This is a genomic window from Gemella sp. GL1, assembly GCF_013415365.1.
Classification (GTDB): Bacteria; Bacillota; Bacilli; order Staphylococcales; family Gemellaceae; genus Gemelliphila.
Map to the genome: position 1 here is coordinate 1 of NZ_JACBYB010000020.1, position 947 is coordinate 947.

Sequence of the window (947 nt, forward strand, 5' to 3'; positions counted from 1 at the left end):
TAGTTTTCGTCTGGTGGCGATAGCAAAGAGGATACACCTGTACCCATACCGAACACAGAAGTTAAGCTCTTTAGCGTCGACTGTAGTTGGTCTTACGACCTGCGAGATTAGAACGTTGCCAGGCAATAGTAGAACCCTTAGGGGTTCTTTTTTTAATTTTTTAAGAAGTAATATATTAATTTTTTAAAAAAAATCAAAAAAAGTATTGACAGTAGGAGAGTAGTAGTATATAATAGAAAAAGTCTTGAGAGAGACAGAAAAGAATATAAAGAAATAAGCGGGTGTAGTTTAGTGGTAAAACCTCAGTCTTCCAAACTGATGTTGTGAGTTCGATTCTCATCACCCGCTCCAGATTTGAACATTGAAAACTAAAAGAATTAAGTCAACGTTAATTCCAAAAGGACAGTCTTAAAAGAAAGACTATAAAGAACTTTAAGAGCTAATCAAGCTAACAAAAATAATTTTGGAGAGTTTGATCCTGGCTCAGGACGAACGCTGGCGGCGTGCCTAATACATGCAAGTCGAGCGAAGTTTAAGAGATGCTTGCATCACTTGAACTTAGCGGCGAACGGGTGAGTAACACGTAAAGAACCTGCCTCATAGACTGGGACAACTACTGGAAACGGTAGCTAATACCGGATAATATATTTCTTTGCATGAAGGAATATTGAAAGTCGGTCAAGCTGACACTATGAGATGGCTTTGCGGTGCATTAGCTAGTTGGTAGGGTAAAGGCCTACCAAGGCGACGATGCATAGCCGACCTGAGAGGGTGATCGGCCACACTGGGACTGAGACACGGCCCAGACTCCTACGGGAGGCAGCAGTAGGGAATCTTCCGCAATGGACGAAAGTCTGACGGAGCAACGCCGCGTGAGTGAAGAAGGATTTCGGTTTGTAAAACTCTGTTGTTAGGGAAGAATGATTGTATAGTAACTATATACAGTA

At 41.6% G+C, this 947-nt stretch carries 1 tRNA gene and 2 rRNA genes; all 3 read left to right on the forward strand.

Annotated features, from left to right (window positions below):
• Positions 1-9 precede the first annotated feature (9 nt).
• Positions 10-124 (forward strand): 5S ribosomal RNA (gene rrf / locus HZY82_RS05085).
• A 153-nt stretch (positions 125-277) separates the two neighbouring features.
• Positions 278-351: transfer RNA gene (locus HZY82_RS05090), tRNA-Gly, on the forward strand.
• Positions 352-460: 109 nt separating this feature from the next.
• Positions 461-947 (forward strand): 16S ribosomal RNA (locus HZY82_RS05095); the annotation flags it as partial.